Source organism: Streptomyces sp. NPDC031210 (assembly GCF_055570395.1).
The window spans coordinates 670,628-684,970 of sequence record NZ_JBVIHH010000002.1; the positions used below are offsets into that span (position 1 = coordinate 670,628).

Annotated in this window: 12 protein-coding genes, 2 tRNA genes, 1 pseudogene and 1 riboswitch; of the genes and pseudogenes, 7 read left to right on the forward strand and 8 right to left on the reverse strand. The window is 71.2% G+C overall.

Going from position 1 to position 14,343, the window contains the following annotated elements; all coding sequences use genetic code 11:
* Window positions 1-11: 11 nt before the first annotated feature.
* From ACZ45Z_RS06675 to ACZ45Z_RS06685, 3 genes are all read left to right on the forward strand, one after another.
* A complete protein-coding gene (locus ACZ45Z_RS06675) occupies window positions 12-2,657 on the forward strand; it encodes a phosphoribosyltransferase (protein ID WP_468357097.1) in 2,646 nt (881 codons plus the stop codon).
* Window positions 2,654-3,484, forward strand: coding sequence for an HAD family hydrolase (locus ACZ45Z_RS06680; RefSeq protein WP_468357100.1), 831 nt, complete (start codon window positions 2,654-2,656; stop codon window positions 3,482-3,484). Before ACZ45Z_RS06675 ends, ACZ45Z_RS06680 begins: the two co-directional genes overlap by 4 nt.
* 166 nt (window positions 3,485-3,650) lie before the next feature.
* Window positions 3,651-4,310, forward strand: a complete 660-nt coding sequence (locus tag ACZ45Z_RS06685) for an O-methyltransferase (protein WP_468357104.1) — start codon at window positions 3,651-3,653, stop codon at window positions 4,308-4,310.
* 91 nt (window positions 4,311-4,401) lie between these two features.
* Here the strand turns inward: ACZ45Z_RS06685 and ACZ45Z_RS06690 are convergent, their stop codons facing one another.
* The 4 genes from ACZ45Z_RS06690 to ACZ45Z_RS06705 form a co-directional block, all read right to left on the reverse strand.
* Window positions 4,402-4,617 carry an FmdB family zinc ribbon protein gene (locus ACZ45Z_RS06690; protein WP_468357107.1) on the reverse strand — a complete coding sequence of 72 codons (216 nt, stop codon included), beginning with the start codon at window positions 4,615-4,617 and terminating at the stop codon, window positions 4,402-4,404.
* Between the two features lie 84 nt (window positions 4,618-4,701).
* Complete coding sequence (locus ACZ45Z_RS06695) at window positions 4,702-5,463, reverse strand: FadR/GntR family transcriptional regulator (RefSeq protein ID WP_468357110.1); 762 nt, start codon at window positions 5,461-5,463, stop codon at window positions 4,702-4,704.
* A gap of 57 nt (window positions 5,464-5,520) precedes the next feature.
* On the reverse strand, window positions 5,521-6,264 hold the full coding sequence (locus tag ACZ45Z_RS06700; RefSeq protein WP_468357113.1) for a DUF4383 domain-containing protein: 744 nt from the start codon (window positions 6,262-6,264) through the stop codon (window positions 5,521-5,523).
* 131 nt (window positions 6,265-6,395) lie between these two features.
* Window positions 6,396-7,775, reverse strand: a complete 1,380-nt coding sequence (locus tag ACZ45Z_RS06705; protein WP_468357116.1) for a hypothetical protein — start codon at window positions 7,773-7,775, stop codon at window positions 6,396-6,398.
* A 142-nt stretch (window positions 7,776-7,917) separates the two neighbouring features.
* On the opposite strand from ACZ45Z_RS06705, the gene ACZ45Z_RS06710 reads away from it, so the two are divergent.
* The 3 genes and pseudogenes from ACZ45Z_RS06710 to ACZ45Z_RS06720 all read left to right on the forward strand — a co-directional run bounded on the left by ACZ45Z_RS06710 (window position 7,918) and on the right by ACZ45Z_RS06720 (window position 9,649).
* Window positions 7,918-7,989: transfer RNA gene (locus tag ACZ45Z_RS06710), tRNA-Val, on the forward strand.
* 392 nt (window positions 7,990-8,381) lie between these two features.
* Window positions 8,382-9,481 (forward strand): annotated as a pseudogene (locus ACZ45Z_RS06715) (ATP-binding protein); the annotation flags it as partial.
* A 74-nt stretch (window positions 9,482-9,555) separates the two neighbouring features.
* Window positions 9,556-9,649: transfer RNA gene (locus ACZ45Z_RS06720), tRNA-OTHER, on the forward strand.
* A 219-nt stretch (window positions 9,650-9,868) separates the two neighbouring features.
* On the opposite strand, the gene nicT is transcribed toward ACZ45Z_RS06720, so the two are convergent.
* The 3 genes from nicT to ACZ45Z_RS06735 all read right to left on the reverse strand — a co-directional run bounded on the left by nicT (window position 9,869) and on the right by ACZ45Z_RS06735 (window position 12,785).
* Window positions 9,869-10,990, reverse strand: coding sequence for a Nickel transporter NicT (gene nicT / locus ACZ45Z_RS06725; protein WP_468357417.1), 1,122 nt, complete (start codon window positions 10,988-10,990; stop codon window positions 9,869-9,871).
* 31 nt (window positions 10,991-11,021) lie between these two features.
* Window positions 11,022-11,236: riboswitch (cobalamin riboswitch) on the reverse strand.
* A 74-nt stretch (window positions 11,237-11,310) separates the two neighbouring features.
* A complete protein-coding gene (locus tag ACZ45Z_RS06730; protein ID WP_468357119.1) occupies window positions 11,311-12,159 on the reverse strand; it encodes an alpha/beta fold hydrolase in 849 nt (282 codons plus the stop codon).
* Window positions 12,156-12,785, reverse strand: coding sequence for a MarR family winged helix-turn-helix transcriptional regulator (locus tag ACZ45Z_RS06735; protein ID WP_468357121.1), 630 nt, complete (start codon window positions 12,783-12,785; stop codon window positions 12,156-12,158). Before ACZ45Z_RS06735 ends, ACZ45Z_RS06730 begins: the two co-directional genes overlap by 4 nt.
* Window positions 12,786-13,117: 332 nt before the next feature.
* Here ACZ45Z_RS06735 and ACZ45Z_RS06740 point away from each other — a divergent pair, with 332 nt between their 5' ends.
* Window positions 13,118-13,513 (forward strand): hypothetical protein, encoded by a 396-nt coding sequence (locus ACZ45Z_RS06740; protein ID WP_468357124.1) that lies wholly within the window; start codon window positions 13,118-13,120, stop codon window positions 13,511-13,513.
* A 43-nt stretch (window positions 13,514-13,556) separates the two neighbouring features.
* Here ACZ45Z_RS06740 and ACZ45Z_RS06745 read toward each other — a convergent pair whose 3' ends face one another.
* Entirely contained in the window at window positions 13,557-14,330 is a 774-nt protein-coding gene (locus ACZ45Z_RS06745) for a nucleoside/nucleotide kinase family protein (RefSeq protein WP_468357127.1), read from the reverse strand.
* Between the last annotated feature and the right edge of the window lie 13 nt (window positions 14,331-14,343).

The window sequence follows — 14,343 nt, forward strand, 5'->3', positions numbered from 1 at the left end:
AAAACGACACGATGGAGGAGACGAAACGCGTGGTGTGGACGGGAGAGTGGGTCGCCGGACGGCTCGGAGTCTCGCTGAGCGGCGGGGACGAACTGTCGGAACTGCTGGGACTGGCGTTGCGCCGCAACCCCAAGCGGGCCCATCTGCTCGTGTCGAACGTGCTGGGCAAACACGTGCCGCAGCGCCCGGGAGCCGTCCACGGGGCCGGCCTGGGCCTGGGGCACCAAGTGCGGGAACTGCTGGGCGACGAGGCCGCCGCGCGCGCCGTGGTCCTCGGCTACGCCGAGACCGCCACCGGCCTGGGCCACTCCGTGGCCGACGGCCTGGCGCTCGCGCCGTACCTGCACTCCACCCGCCGACCGGTGGCCGGCGTCGAGCAGGTCGGCGGCTTCGAGGAGGAACACAGCCACGCCACCTCCCATCTGCTGCTTCCCCAGGACCCCGGCCTCCTCGCCGGGGACGGCCCGCTGGTGCTCGTCGACGACGAGTTCTCCACCGGCCGGACCGTCCTGAACACCATCAAGGCCCTGCACGCGCGCTTCCCCCGCGACCGGTACGTCGTCGTCGCCCTGGTCGACATGCGCTCCGACCAGGACCGCCGCCACCTGGAGAAGTTCGCGGCGGAGCTGGGCGCACGGGTCGACCTCATCGCCCTGGCCACGGGCGGCGTACGACTGCCGCCGGACGTCCTCGAACGCGGCCGGGAACTCGTCGCGGCCCAGGAGGCCCTCGCCGGGGCTCCCGTCGAGGACGCCGTCGCCGCGCCGGACGGAGCGCCTGACGGAGCCCTCTCCGCGCCTGAGGACGCCCTCGCCGCGTCCACCCCTCCGGTGGCCCGGATCGCCCTCGACTGGCCCGCCGACCTGCCCGACGGCGGCCGCCACGGCTTCACCCCCGCGCACCGCGCCCGCCTCGAAGCCGCGCTGCCCGCCATGGCGGAGCGGCTCGCCGGCCACCTGCGCGGCGCGCGCCGCGTGCTCGTCCTCGGCAACGAGGAACTGATGTACGCGCCGGTGCGCCTCGCCGAAGCGCTGGACGGCCGCCTCGCCGAAGCACCGGACGGCGGGGACGGGAGGACCCGGAACGGCCGTACGGACCAGGACCCGGCGGTCTATTTCTCGACCACCACCCGGTCCCCGGTGCTCGCCGTGGACGACCCCGGCTACGCGATCCGAACCCGGCTGTCCTTCCCCGCCCACGACCGCCCCGCCGACGGCCCGGGGGAGCGCTACGCGTACAACGTCGCGGCCGGCAGCGACCCGGAACGCCGCTTCGACGCCATCGTGGCCGTCGTGGACTCCCACGGCGACACCTCCGAACTGCACGCCGCCGGCGGCCTGTTGGACCGCCTCGCCGGGCACACCGACCGCCTGCTGCTCGCCGTCGTCCCGTCCTACGTGCCCGTTCGCACGGCGCACACCGCACCGCCCGCCACGGCGCCGACGGGCTCCCCCGCCCCCTCCCTCGCCCCGAAACGACAGGCCGCCCCCGCCATGCCCCTCCCCGAGCCGCTGCGCGGCCCCGCCTTCTCCTCCTACGCCCCCGACGAGGTCGGCTGGCTGTTGCAGGACCTGTCCGGTGTCACGCTGGAGGCGCCCACGGAGGAGCGCGAGGAGGCGATTCAGCGCGGCGGCGCCCACTACGCCGAATCGCTGCCCGTCGAATACCAGCCCAGCGCGCAGTACCAGGCCCTCTTCCACAGCGCGCTGCGGACCTCCGCGAGCCGTATCGCGCGGGCCGTCGGCACGGTCACCGAGACCGTCCTCGCCGAGCGGGCGCGCCCGGGAAGCCCCCGGCCACGCCCGGTGCTCGTCTCCCTGGCCCGCGCCGGCACCCCCGTCGGGGTGCTCATGCGCCGCTGGGCCCGGCACGCCCACGGCCTGGACCTGCCGCACTACGCCGTCTCGATCGTCCGCGGCCGGGGCATCGACACCACCGCGCTGCGCTGGCTGGCCGCCCACCACGACCCGGCCGACGTCGTCTTCGTGGACGGCTGGACCGGCAAGGGCGCCATCACCCGCGAACTCGCCCAGGCCCTGGAGGACTTCCCGGGCTTCGACCCGCGGATCGCCGTGCTCGCCGACCCCGGCGGATGCGTCGAGACCTACGGCACCCGCGACGACTTCCTCATCCCCTCCGCCTGCCTCAACTCCACCGTCTCCGGGCTCGTCTCGCGCACCGTCCTGCGCGACGACCTCGTCGGCCCGAACGACTTCCACGGCGCCAAGTTCTACCGGGAACTGGCCGCCGACGACGTGTCGCACGCCTTCCTCGACGAGGTCGCCGCGCACTTCGAGGAGGTCGCCGACGCCGTCGCCGCCGACGTGAAGGAACTGGCCGCCACCGACCGGTCCCCGACCTGGGAGGGCTGGGCGGCCGTCGAGCGGATCAGCGAGAGCTACGGCATCCACGACGTCAATCTCGTCAAGCCCGGCGTCGGCGAGACCACGCGCGTCCTGCTGCGCCGGGTGCCCTGGAAGATCCTCGCCCAGCGGGGCGCCGGACCCGATCTCGACCATGTGCGGCTCCTGGCGGAACAGCGGGGTGTGCCCGTCGAAGAGGTCGACGACCTGCCGTACACCTGCGTCGGCTTGATCCATCCCCGCTTCACCCGCGGGGCCACCGGCGCCGACGGCAAGGCGGTGGCCTCCAAATGAGCGCGATCGTCGCGAGCGACCTCGACCGCACCCTGATCTATTCGGCGGCGGCGCTGGGCCTGGCCATGCCCGACGCCGAGGCGCCGCGGCTCCTGTGCGTCGAGACCTACGAGCACAAGCCGCTCTCCTATATGACGGAGACGGCGGCCGCCCTGCTCGCCGAACTGGCCGGCCACACCACCTTCGTCCCGACCACCACCCGCACCCGCGAGCAGTACCGGCGGATCCATCTCCCCGGCCCGGCACCGGAGTTCGCCATCTGCGCCAACGGCGGGCACCTGCTCGTACGGGGCGAGTCCGACCCGGACTGGCGGCGCACCGTCGCACGGCGCCTGGCCTCGCAGTGCGCGCCCCTCCAGGACGTCCGCACGCACCTGGTCCGCACCGCCGACCCGGCCTGGCTGCTCAAGGAACGCGTCGCGGAGGACCTGTTCGCCTACCTCGTCGTGGAGCGGCCCCTGCTGCCGGACACCTGGGTGAAGGACCTCGCCGACTGGGCTGAGGACCGCGGCTGGACCGTCTCCCTCCAGGGACGCAAGATCTACGCGGTGCCGAAGCCGCTCACCAAGAGCGCGGCCGTCGCGGAGGTGGCCCGCCGCACCGGGGCGTCCGACATCCTCGCGGCCGGCGACTCCCTCCTCGACGCCGACCTCCTGCTGGGCGCGGACCGCGGCTGGCGCCCCGGACACGGCGAACTGGCCGACTCCGGCTGGCAGGCGCCGCACGTCACGGCGCTGGAGGAACGCGGTGTCGCCGCGGGCGAGGAGATCGTACGGGCGTTCCTCGGCGGGGTGGCGGCTCCGGGGCGGGGTGAGCCCGGGGCCTGATCCCGGCCCTTTGAAGACGGCTTGAGGGCGTCTTGAAGGCGTCGCATCGCGTTGAAGGCGTCGCATCGCGGCCCGGCCCCCGCCGTTCGGCTAGTCTCGCCGAACGGTTGGCCGCGCCCTCCGGGAGCGGCCGGAATCGCTGTCCAGGAAGCCCAGAGGAGAGCCAGTGACCGAGCCCAAGAGCGCGCCCCTCACGCCCGAGCTGTACGCCTACGTCCTCGCCCACAATCCGCCGCTGGATCCCGTCCAGCGAAGCCTCGTGGAGATCACGCGCGAGCGGTTTCCCGAGGTGGCGGGCATGCAGTCGGCCCAGGACCAGGGGCCGCTGCTCGCCTTCCTCGTCCGGCTGATCGGCGCCCGGCGCGTGGTCGAGGTCGGGACGTTCACCGGCTTCTCGGCGCTGTCCATGGCTCAGGCGCTGCCCGCCGACGGCACGTTGATCGCCTGCGACGTGTCGGAGGAGTGGACCGCGTACGGCCGCGAGGCATGGGCGAAGGCCGGTGTCGCGGACCGTATCGACCTGCGGATCGCGCCCGCCCTCGACACGCTCCGCGCGCTGCCCGCCGAACCGCACCTCGACCTCGCCTACGTCGACGCGGACAAGGCCGGCTACATCGGCTACTGGGAGGAGCTGGTGCCCCGGCTGCGGACCGGCGGCCTGCTCGTCGCGGACAACGTGCTCTACCGCGGTGAGGTCATCGACCCGGGGGCGACGGGGTCGGCCCGGGCGATCAGAGAGTTCAACGACCATGTCATGGCCGACGCGCGCATGGAGGCGGTCATGCTCACCGTGGCGGATGGCGTGACGGTGGCGCGCAAGCGCTAGGACGGCCGGGCGGCGGGGGTGCGCGGCGGTGTAGCCGCGGGGTTCGCGGCCCGGGCGGCGTCAGCGGCGCACTCCCGGGCCGGGACACCGGCTAGCCGCAGCAGCCGCCCCCGCAGCAGCCGCCGCCACCCCCGCCGCTGGGAGCGGCCGGCGCGGTCGCGGAACCGCCGACGGCGACCGTCGACAGGAGCTTCACGGTGTCCTCATGGCCCTCGGGGCACACGGCGGGCGCGGCGGACTCGGCCATCGGCCGGTTCAGCTCAAAGGTGGCGCCACAGGGGCGGCACCGGTATTCGTAACGAGGCATGGCCACAGATTAACGGTGACGCCGGCGGGCGGACGCCAATGCGCGCACGCCGATGTCCGCACGCCAGTGCCCGCAGGGCCAGGGCTACGGAGCCCCGCCCCCCTCCTTGCTCTCCGACTCGCCCCCCTGTTCGCCCGCCTGTTCGCCCGCCGATCTGTCCAGCAGTTCGAGCATCGCCATGTACGCGTCGTCGACGTCCCCCTCACGCACCGCCTCGACCACCTCGGCATGCGCCACGTACGGAGACCCGACATCGCCGCCCGGATGCACCGCCCGGTACCGCTCGATGATCACCGGCACGATGATCCGGTACATCTGCGCGTAGAAGCGGTTGTTCGACGCCATCAGCATCGCCGTATGGAAGGACGCGTCGGCACGGACGAGCAGCACGGGATCGTTCGCGGCCGTGGCCATCGCCTTCAGCGCGGCGTCGAGCGCCGCGAGATCGTCGTCGGTACGGCGCTCCGCGGCGAGCGCGGCCGCGGCGGGTTCGATGGAACGGCGCAGTTCGAGCGCGTCGGCGAAGAAGTCGGACGACGCGCCGACGGCGAGTTTCCAGCGCAGCACGTCGGCGTCCAGGAGGTTCCACTCCGCCCGACGACGGACGAAGGTGCCGTCCCTCTGGTGGGCGTCGAGGAGCCCCTTGGTGGTCAGCACCTTGATCGCCTCGCGCAGCACGGTCTGGCTGACGCCCAGCTCCTCCATCAGCTCCGACAGCCGGAGCTTGTCGCCCTCGCCGTAGGTGCCGTCGAGGATCCGCTTCGCGAGCGCTTCGACGGCCTCACTGGTCACGCCCCTGGACGCCCCGCGCCCCTCGAAGGAGGCCGCGTGCCCCGACTGCCTCATGCCGTTTCCCCTGCTCGGTGACGGTAGTCCCCCGGATCCCCCGTTGGGGCGATGGGCCTACCCCCGGCCGTCCACCCGGCCGTCCGCCCGGCCCCCGGCGCCGGCCCTCCGCCGCGCGGCCCCACCGCTGGGTTCGCCCCGGCCGCGCTGATCGGAGCTCGGGCTGCTGCTGATGCCCACACCGGCCCCCTCGGGCCCCTTGAGGTCCTTGACCGCGGCCCGGCGGGCCGCCAGCACCGCGGGGTGCGGCTCCCGGCGGGGCCGGCCCTCCGCCTGCTCGGGATGCCGGGCGCGCCAGTACGGGTTGTTGTGCGGCAGGCCGCCGCTGACCCGTCCGTACATGCCGAACACCAGCAGCATCAGCCCCACCAGGAAGCTGAACAGCACGTTCTGCATCTTGAACGCGAGGAAGTTCGCGTCGGTCCGCAGCAGCGCCAGATTGGCGAAGCCGCTCAGCAGGAAGCCGATGCCCACGACGATGTTGAGCGTCGAGGCGAAGTTCCCGCCGATCACCATGCCGCCGAACAGGATCCCCCCGATGACGATCGAGAGGACGCTCAGCGCCCCGTTGGTGTTCAGTCCCGCGACCGTGTCGCCGCCGGTATCGAAGAAGCCGATCTTGTTGACGAGCCCGAGAATCCCGAACGCGACGAGCACCAGCCCCATGAGCCCCGCGCCGATCCGGTAGACCCGGCTGAGCCGGTGGTCGACGGGCAGGTGTTCATCGAGCCGGATGTGCCGCAGCTTGCCCTTGCGGAAAAGGTTGGAGGGCCCGCGCAGGCCAGGTGCACCGGTAGCCATATTCGGCCTCCTGTGACAGAACAGCGTGCAGAGATGCCGTCTCGGCCGTACTCATCTCCAGCATCCGCCCAGGCGCGGCCCCCCGCATCGCGACGCGGGGACGACCCGGGCGGCGCCCCGCCTGCCGCCGCTCAGCCGCTGGCGCCGCCCCGCGCCTCCCGGATCTCCTGCACCACCCGGGCCGCCGTCTGCCGGACCGCCTCCATCTCCGTCAGGAAGTGCCACCAGTCCGGATGCCGCCCCTCCAGGCCCGCCACCGCGCGGTCCAGCCGCGCCACCGCCTCGTCCAGGGGCCCGGCGTGACGCGGATCGGGCGTGCTGCGCCCGGCCATCGCCAACCGCTGCGCGTCCCGCACGGCGAAACGGGTCCGGTCGACCTCCTTCTGCCGGTCGAACGACACGGAATCGAGCCGCTGCAGACGGTCACCGGCGGCCGACACCGCCTCATCGGTGGTGTTCAGCAGCGCCCGCACCGTCGCCAGACGGCTCGTGGCATCCGCCCAGCGCTGCTCGTCCCGGGCCTGCTGAGCCTCGCGCAACTTGGTTTCCGCCTGCTGGACGGACCGCGCGGCCTCGTCCGGCACGTGCTGAAGGTCCTGCCAGCACGCCGCGCTGTAACGCCGCCGCAGCTCACTGAGCACCGGGTCGACCTTCGCGGCACGGGTCGTGATCGCCTGGGCGCGCGTCCGCAGCGACACCAGCCGCTTGTCGATCTCCGCCGCCGTCTCCGGCAGCCGCTCGGCCTCGCGCCGTATGTCCTCGGCCTTGCGCAGCACCTCGTCGGCCCGCCGGATCGTCTCCTGTACGCCGTGCTGCCCGGCACCCTGATTGAGCTTGGTCAGCTCCGGCCCGAGCGCCGCCAGCCGAGCCGCGAGATCGTCGGCCTTCAGCCCGCGCGCCCGTACGGCGTCGAGCGCGTTGCTCGCCGCCAGCAGCATCTGACGAGCCCGCTCCACCGCCGGTGCCAGCCGCTCCAACTGGCTCTCCGCGCTCCGCAGCAACGGCCCCAGCCCCTGCGCGAAGCGGTCGAGCTCTCGCTTGACGCCCTCCAGCTCATCCTTGGCCCGCGTGAGATCCGACCGCGCCCGGGATGCCGCGGCGGCGTCCAGGTCGTCCCGGTCCAGATCATGGGAGTCGACGGCGGTGATATACGTCTGGCTGACCTCGTCGATCCGCCGGCCGAACCCCTCGTACTCCTCCGCGGCCCGCCGCGCGGACGGCGAACTGTCGACCGCCGTGATCGTCTCGATCGAGATCCGCAGATCCCGCTGCGCGGTGTCCAACTCGTAGAACGCCGCGGCCGCGGCATCCTTCGCCACCTGCGCGTCGGCCCGCTGCCCCTCCCCACGCCCGAACCATCGCCGCGTCCCCCCACCCGCGAACGCCATCGGCACCATCGCCACCACCAACGGCAACGGCAGCAACACGAGCGCCATCACATCCCGGACCGGTCCCCCAGGGGGGCGACGGCGTGCTCGCTGCTCGTGCGGCTGCCTGTGTGTCGCCGTCACATCCCTCTCCCGATCGGATCGCCCCAGAACCGACTGTCATTCTCCCACCTGGGAGAAACGAACACACCGGCCGGTAAGTTCGCACTTCGCGCACTCGTTTGCAGTTCAGCCCCGGTGGCAAGGTAGTCTGTCGACTCGTCCAGGGCGCATAGCTCAGCGGTAGAGCGCTGCTCTTACAAAGCAGATGTCGGCGGTTCAAATCCGTCTGTGCCCACCCTTCCCGCCAGCGTGAATGGCGGCGAAAGCCCAGGTCAGGGAGTTCCTCGGCCTGGGCTTTCCCTTTGCGGTCCCCCTGTGAGCACGGTCTCCAACCTTCTGCGTACGGTCTGAACGCCGGTCCCCGTCTCCCAAATATCTCCCAGGGCTGTCCGCGTAACTGCACGTCAGGTGCCCAATAGCAGTGAGCCCCCTCCCGCGAACGGGAGGGGGCTCTGAGCGCCGGGTAGCAATGAAGGTGGCGCCTCCAGCTACCACCCGGCGCACCGTGCGGGCCACCGCAATGCGGGTGCCCGGATCATGGGAACTTACATTCGATTCGCCATGCAATCACTCGTCGGGTGACCCGAGTCTCAAAGATCGAGGAATGTGCCTTCCAAGGTACAGAGCGCCTCCGCCCTGCCCACCGATGCACCCAGCGTGGTCGTCCTCGACGAGATGCCTTACCTCGTACGCGAGGACCCCAGCTTCGAGGGCGCACTGCAGAAGGCGTTCGACCGGACCTTGTCCAAGCTGCCCGTGCTGCTCATCCTCGTCGGCTCTGACATCGCCATGATGGAGAAGCTCAACACCTACGGACGGCCCTTTTACCAGCGCGGCACCGAGATGGTCGTTCCCCCGCTCACCCCTCGCGACGTTGCCACCACGCTCGACCTGCCTCCGGCCGACGCCTTCGACGCCTATCTGATCTCTGGCGGACTCCCCCTGATCCTGGAGGAATGGCCGCACGGCGCCGGCCTCTGGGACTACCTGCAGCAGGCCCTGCGCAAGCCCACCTCGGCCCTGCTCGTCAGCGGCGAGCGCGCCCTCGCCGCCGAATTCCCCACCGAGGCGCAGGCCCGCACCGTGCTCGGTGTCATCGGCCACGGCGAACGTACCTTCACCCTCATCGGCCGGGCAGCCGGTGACCTCAACCCCGGCTCCGTAAAACGCTCCCTGGAGCTGCTCACCACACGCCGCATGGTCGCAGCCGATCTGCCCCTGTCCACCAAGCCCAGCCGCGAGACCCGCTACCGCATCGACGACCCCTACCTGCGCTTCTGGCTCTCCTTCATCGGACCCGGCATCCCCGCCGTCGAACGCGGGCGGGGCGACCGCGTCCTCGACTCCATCCGCACCAGTTGGACATCCTGGCGCGGCCGGGCCATCGAACCCGTCATCCGCGAAGCCCTCTGGCGCCTGGCCGACGACCGGCTCCCGGAAGGCACCAACGTTGTCGGCGGCTACTGGACCCGCACCAACGACCCGGAGATCGACCTCATCGGCGCGGATTGCTCGCCCATCGCCAAGAACATCACCTTCGCTGGGTCAATCAAATGGCTGGAGAACAAGCCCTTCGACCACCGCGACCTCTCCCGGCTCATCACCCACCGCTCCCAACTCCCCGGCGCCGACGATGACACCCCCCTGCTCGCCGTCACCCGCAGCGGTGGGACAGTCAACGGGATCCTCACCTCCTCCCCGAGGACCTCCTCGCAGCCTGGGCCTGATACGCGAGCAGCCGTGCGCGAGTCAGTGCATCCCTATCCGGGGGCGGGTGGGGGACAGAATGCGGCTTTGGCCTGGGCGAACGGTGACATCGTGATTCTCCAGTCGAGCCATGGTGATTAACAGCTCTTGCAAAGCAGATGTCGGCGGTTCAAGTCCGTCTTTGCCCCCGTTGCCCCAGCACGCAAAAGACCCTGTAGCGATCAAGGCGCGGGGTCTTTTCGCGGTCGGGTGGTTTTGGAGATCGACTTCTTGGTGATCGGTGATCGGTGACCGATGAGTCGGGGGCCGTGCGGGGAGCGTGTGCGCTCAGGGTGTCGTCGAGGGCTCTTCGACGTGGGGACGGCTCGACGGGCGGGCCGTGAGGTATGGGCTGGGGTTCCACCGGTTTACGGTTCGCTCGGGCCGGTGCGGGCCGACCAGCGTTTTTCGACGTTGGCCAGGTGCCAGTAGGTGAGGGCCGCGGCCCAGACGATTACGAAGAGGCCGACGATGACGAAGCCGACGTTGTCGAGGTCGAGGGCGGAAATCCAGGTGGTCAGCGGGTCGTTGAGGGCGAGCTTGTCGTGCAGGACGGTTACCAGCTCGATGGTGCCGATGAAGAAGGCGACGGCGATCGACAGGCCGGTGATGGTGAGGTTGTAGAAGACCTTCCGCACCGGGTTGGAGAACGCCCACTGGTAGGCGAAGTTCATGAACGTGCCGTCGAGGGTGTCGAAGAGGCTCATTCCGGCGGCGAACAGCAGGGGCAGGCACAGGACGGCGTACCAGGGGAGGCCGGCCGCGGCGCCGCTGCCCGCCATCACCATCAGCGTCACTTCGGTGGCGGTGTCGAAACCGAGCCCGAAGAGAAAGCCGAGCGGGAACATCTGGCCGGGACGGGAGATCGACCGGGTGAACCGTCCCAGGACGCGGTTCATGAAGCCGCGGGAGTCGAGTTGCTGCTCCAGCTCGCTCTCGTCGAAGCGGCCGTCGCGCATGCCGCGGAAGACCCGCCAGATGCCGGCCAGGGCGACGAGGTTGAGCGCGGCGATGAGGTAGAGGAACGTACCGGAGACGGTCGTGCCGACCGTGCCCAGAATTTGGTGGGTGCGTGAGGAGTCGTTGAGCAGCGTGCCGGCGAGTTGGGCCCCGCCCGCCACCAGCGCGGCCATCACCACGACGACGCTGGAGTGGCCGAGGGCGAACCAGAAACCCACCGAGATGGGTCGCTTGCCGTCGGCCATCAGCTTGCGGGTGGTGTTGTCGATCGCGGCGATGTGGTCGGCGTCGAAGGCGTGCCGCATGCCGAGGGTGTACGCGGTGACGCCGAGCCCGACGCCGAACGCCTGGGTTCCCACGGCGTAGTGGCCCGGGACGACGAGGAGGAAGAGCACGCCGAAGGCGACGACGTGCAGGCCGGCTATGACGGCCATCAGGCCGGCGGTACGGACGGTGTCCTGCCGGCGCCAGCGGAACGGCGTGGCCGCCGTGGGGGCAGGGACGGTTCGGGTATCGGTGGGCAGGGCCATCCGGCGGTCACGCTCCAGCACCTCGTGGATCAGTTCGTGAGATGCCGTGGCCGGTCTCCTGGCTTACGGGTGGCCGCGTCCGGCCCGCCTTCCCGGCCGCGGGCTGCGGTCAGTGGCGCCGTACGCGCGCCGTGCGCATACGGAGAAGGGCCGGAAACTCCCCGATCACAGTGGCGAGGGCCGCTCCGGCCTGGGACCCAAGGTCCGTCACCGGTCTTCCCGAACACCACGGCCCGACCACTCTAGCTGGCAAGGGGGAGAGGGAGGGGGAGAGGGAGAGGGCAGGGGCGCAGGTGGGAGGGCTGCGGGGGCGGGGCGGGTCAGTAGGGCAGGGACGACAGGAAGGTGTGGAGTTCCTGGTCGAAGTGGGCGGTGTTCTCCAGATTGACCATGTGGGCGGCGCCCGGTATGCGGACTCTTCGGGCGCCCGGGACGGCGAGTGCGAGGGCGTGGGCGTTGGCGGATATGTCGCTGCTGTCGAGGTCGCCGTCGAAGACGACGGTCGGTACCCGTATTTCGCCGAGACGGGAGGCCGCGCCCACCTCCAGCGGAATTCCGGTGCCCCGGTCGTCGGCGTGGACTTCGACGTTGGCCTCGGCGGAGGCGCGCAGGCGCTCGCGCAACCCCGGGTGGACGGCGGAAGGTTCGCGGTGCGGTCCGTCCACCCACATGCGCAGGAAATGCTCGACGTAGCGCTCGACGCCGTCCGGAGCCCCGATCGCCGCTACCTGTTCCTTGATGTGCGCCAGGAGGAACGGGTCGGTGAAGGCGCGACCGCTGATGCCCGGTGAGGCCAGTGCGAGAGCCGTGACCCGGTCCGGGTGGGCCAGGGCCGTGTCGAGTGCGACGCGTGCGCCGTGGGAGAGGCCGACGAGGACGGCGCTGGGGACGTCGAGAGCGTCGAGGAGGGCCACGAGGTCGTCGTGGGGGGAGTAGTCCCCGGCGACCGTGGAGGAGAGGCCGTGACCGCGAGCGTCGTAACGGATCGCGCGCAGGCCGGAGTTCACGAGCCAGGCGAACTGTTCGTCCCACATGTGCTGGTCGAGCATGCCACCGTGCAGCAGGACCACGGCGGGACCCGAACCGGCCGTTTCGTAGAACAGCTCGCCGTCTTCGACCGGCACGATGCCGTTGTCGATTTCGGACCAGGCGCTGAAACCGTGGGTCATTCTGCGTGCCGTCCTTGGTGTGGCGGGTAGGGCGGGTGTGAGGAGCGTGGGGGGTGTGGTGGAGCGGGGGGTGGGGCGGGCGGGGTGTCTGGGGTGTCCGTACTGTCGGCTTCCTCCGGGGGAACGCGTGAGCCGTTCGCCAGGTGCCGGAACTCCTCGCCCAGCCTGTCGAGTACGCGCACGGCGGTGCTGACGTCCTCGGCGGTGAGATCGGCCAGGCCGCGCCGCAGCTCCGCGGCCTCCCACTCCTGTATCCCGCGCACCACCTCGCCGCCCTCGGCGGTCAGCCGGATCAGGGAGGAGCGGCGGTGTGCCGGATTCGGCGCCGTGACGACCAGGCCGAGCTCCGCCGCGTGATTCACCCAGCGCTGCACCGGCTGCCGGTCGAGACCCAGGCTCCTGGCCAACTGCGGGACGGTGCGGGGGCCTTCGGCGCGCAGCGCGTCCAGCAGGGCGTGTTCACCGGCGGTCATGCCCGTGCCCGCCAGCTCGCGCTCCACCGCGCGCACGACCGTGCGGTGGAGGGGCCACAGGCGGCGGATGACGCCGTACAGAAGGTCTTCGGTGGGGGCTTGGCCGTTCCCGCCATCCGCATCCGCATCCGCATCCGTCTCAACGACACTCATGGTGTCAGAATGACATCGATGATGTCGTTTGGGAAGGGGGTTTGGGTGGGCATTGGTTGAGTTGGGGTGGGGTTGCGGCGGTGGAGTGCGGTGGGGTTGGGATGAGTTGGGGGTGGGAGTGTTCGGCGCGTTGGGCGGTGGGTGGTGGGGGTTGGGCTTGAGTTGGTTCTGAGGTGGGGGATTGACGGGGGGTGAGGTGAGGAGGGTTGAGGGGATGGAGGGTGATATCAGGTTAATGGTGTGGTTTTGGTCGGTAGGGTCTGCTTCGGTGGTTGGGAGGGGAGTGGGACGGTGTGTCGGGTACGGGTGGGAGGACGGGTGGTGTGGGACGGATGAGAGTTGGGCTTTTGCGGGCGGTGGGGGTTGGTACGGCGGTCTACGGGGTCGCGGTGACCGTGTGGCCCGACTTGTTGGCTCGGCCGTCGGGGCTGGTGAATGAGGAGGGGCGCAGTGAGCGGGACACCCGGATCTCGCTGCGGCCGCTCGCTTGGCGGGACGCGGCGAGTGGGCTCGCGTTGGTGCTGGCGCCTGACGGGCCCGCGCTGCGGACCGCCGCGTATGTGCGTCTCGCGGCGGACTTCGGCGATGCCGTGCTCCTCGGCATGACGCTGCCCGATCGCGACCGGAAGGCGAAGGCGGTCGCGGTGTCGGTGGGGTGGGGCGCGCTGTCCTTGGTGGGGTTGATGGGGAAGGGGCGGGGGAAGGAGCGGGCGATCCGGGGGAGTTAGGGGGTGGGCCGGGGGTGAGTGGGGAGCGGGTGCGGGTGGGTGATCAGTCGGTCAGTGGGGGTGGGGCGTCTTCGCGGCTGAAGGCGATGAGGAGGTCGGCGCGGTCCCGGGTTGCCGCTACGGCGCGGGCGTTGGCCTCGTCCGAGGTGCGTACGAAGCGTTCGGCGTCGGGGCGTGGGCGGCCGAACCGTTCGTGGCGGTCGACCAGCCGGCGGACCCGTTCCGGGGTGTCCAGTTCGACGTACCAGATCTCGTCCAGTAGGGCGCGGACGGGGACCCAGGGGGCGGAGTCGAGGAGGAGGTAGTTGCCTTCGGTGATGACGAGGGGGAGGTCGGGCGTCACGGGGATGCTGCCGGCGAGCGGTTCCTCAAGGCGGCGGTCGAAGGCGGGGGCGTAGACGGTGCTGTCCGGGGCCGGGGAGCGCAGCCGTCGTAGGAGAGCCGCGTAGCCGGCGGCGTCGAAGGTGTCGGGCGCGCCCTTGCGGTCCGTACGGCCCAGCCTGTCCAGCTCCGCCTGGGCGAGGTGGAAGCCGTCCATCGGGACGAGTGCCGCCTGTCCTGCCAACCGCGCCGTGAGGTGGGCGGCGAGGGTGGACTTGCCGGCGCCCGGGGGGCCGGTGATGCCGAGCAGGCGGCGTCGCGCCGGAGTCGCGGTGGCGGCGAGCCGGCGGGCGCGGGAGAGGAGGGCGGGGAGGTCGGAGAGGCGGGGAGGGTTGGGAATGTTGGGGTGGTTGGGCTGGCCGGCGAGGTTGGGACGGTTGGGCTGGCTGGGGAGGTCGGGGAGGTCGGGGAGGTGGGGGCGGTCCGGGAGGGTCATGGTGTCGTCAATC